Here is a 1,890-nt window from a genome sequence, read left to right as displayed (position 1 = left end):
AAGCGGTTGCCTACCATTTCCATAAGCGGTTGCCTACCATTTCCATAAGCGGTTGCCTACCATTTCCATAAGCGGTTGCCTACCATTTCCATAAGCGGTTATCTACCATTTCCATAAGCGGTTATCTACCATTTCCATAAGCGGTTATCTAACAGGGCAAGTAACTTATTTGCTGTTGTATATATTTTGGAGAAAGCTGATGCCATCTACCTTTGAGTGTCCGTTTTGCAAATCCCGCTATAACCGATGGGTAGCCAGCACGTGGGATGCTGAGACTAACACCGACATCACTACATATCAGTGCAAGAAGTGTTTGAACTTGTTTGAACACAAAATTTGCTTGCCGGATACAGAAGACGAAGCCGACTCTGAACTAATTTTGGAAATGTAGGCTCGTACAAAACTTTACAGCGACACCTTGACAAAGTAGCTGGGTGCTGCGATCGTGATTACTAAGGAAGATTGAGGCGCGATAGCCCAGTGCGCAAACACTGAACTAATCACGGCTTCCCCAAATCGTTGGCTTAGAACGTTTGGAGCAAAATAATTATGCCACCTATTACTGGCAATTGCCTCTGCTGGCGATTGCAGATTCTGACGCTCGGCGCAGAAAATCCTACGCCTGAATATTGGTTCGGGCAGTTCGTAGATTTTTGTTGGGTTGACGAAAATAGCGGAGAATCCCACTCTGAAACGGGAATAGTCGTTGGGATTGTTTGGAACCAACGAGAGAGAGAGTGGCAATACATGATAACCTGGCTGGCTTCCACAATTGACCCCAACGGTAACTATCCCTTTTTTACTGAAGAATTGGTGCCGGGGGAAATGCTGTGCAGCCTCTAACGCCAGAACTCCGAAGCCTTTTGAATCAACTCTCGCAGCACCTACAATCAGAGCCTGACAAAAACCCGCCACTGCTAGAAGTTTGGGACGCCTGGGTTGAGAATTTGGATTTATCCCCGCAAACCCGTGCCGACCACTATGCAACTCTGCGATCGCAAATTCTCAGGGCTTCCCCACTGAGCTCTGAAATTTCTTGGCTCTTAAATTTTGAGATTGCACCTGCAACTTTTAACAAAAAGCTCGGCTACTTGCGAGCCTGCGGTAATTGGGCAAAGTCTGAAGGTTTGGTGAGTGCTAATCCTTGGCTAAAAGTCAGACCTCGCAAGGGAAGCAAGGAAATCATCAAGCCCTTCTCGCAAAATGAAGCGGCCAAAATAATCAGCGGCTTTGAAAAAAGTTATCCGGCCTGGACTCCTTTCGCTAAATTCCTCTTTCTCTCTGGCTGCCGGATGAGCGAGGCGATCGGCTTGCAATGGAAGCACGTAAATTTTGAGCGCAAGGAAATCTGCATTTGTGAATCTCTGGCTCAGTGCAAAGACGGCAACGGATACGAGCGAATCAGAAAGTCTACAAAAACTGGCAGCGTTCGTTTTCTCAAAATCAATGTCGAGCTTGCAAAAGTTTTTGAGCAAGTTTCGCCTGCCAGTAAAAATTCTGAGGATTTAGTTTTTCTGAATCCTGCTGGCACGAGTCACATCGACTCAAACAACTTTCGCGATCGCTGGAAAAAAGTTTTGACTGCTGCAAAAATTCCCTACCGTCGCCCGCACGTTATCAGACACAGCTTCGCATCTCACGCGATCGAACAAGGCTGCCCGCTGACTGGTGTGGCTTATTTGTTGGGTCACTCGGATACGCGCATGGTTGCCACTACTTATGGACATTTAATCAACCGCCCTGAGCTACCCTCTATTCTTTGACTCACAAAACTTTACAATTGCAGCTTGCAATGTAGCTCAGAATCTGCAATCTTGAGTTTAAGGAAGATTGTTGCGCGACTGACCAGCACTTGCAATGCTAGCCAAGTCACGACTTCCCCAAACCGTT

At 46.7% G+C, this 1,890-nt stretch carries 3 protein-coding genes; all 3 read left to right on the top strand.

Going from position 1 to position 1,890, the window contains the following annotated elements; translation table 11 throughout:
• Positions 1-199: 199 nt before the first annotated feature.
• The 3 genes from QUB61_RS38810 (at position 200) to QUB61_RS38800 (ending at position 1,763) form a co-directional block, all read left to right on the top strand.
• Positions 200-391 (top strand): hypothetical protein, encoded by a 192-nt coding sequence (locus QUB61_RS38810; RefSeq protein ID WP_333134531.1) that lies wholly within the window; start codon positions 200-202, stop codon positions 389-391.
• A 158-nt stretch (positions 392-549) separates the two neighbouring features.
• Positions 550-843: a hypothetical protein gene (locus QUB61_RS38805; RefSeq protein ID WP_333134529.1), complete on the top strand. Its 294-nt coding sequence runs from the start codon at positions 550-552 to the stop codon at positions 841-843.
• Positions 831-1,763, top strand: a complete 933-nt coding sequence (locus QUB61_RS38800) for a site-specific integrase (RefSeq protein WP_333134527.1) — start codon at positions 831-833, stop codon at positions 1,761-1,763. Before QUB61_RS38805 ends, QUB61_RS38800 begins: the two co-directional genes overlap by 13 nt.
• Positions 1,764-1,890 lie beyond the last annotated feature (127 nt).

The organism is Microcoleus sp. C2D2 (assembly GCF_036702495.1).
In the GTDB taxonomy this organism is placed as follows: domain Bacteria; phylum Cyanobacteriota; class Cyanobacteriia; order Cyanobacteriales; family Microcoleaceae; genus Microcoleus.
The sequence above is the reverse complement of the archived record's forward strand: the minus strand, read 5'-3'. Positions and strand labels throughout refer to the sequence as shown.

Bases quoted from the DNA above. Each gene is read 5' to 3' on its own strand.
- QUB61_RS38810 (WP_333134531.1), top strand. From the start codon at position 200: ATGCCATCTACCTTTGAGTGTCCGTTTTGCAAATCCCGCTATAACCGA.
- QUB61_RS38805 (WP_333134529.1), top strand. From the start codon at position 550: ATGCCACCTATTACTGGCAATTGCCTCTGCTGGCGATTGCAGATTCTG.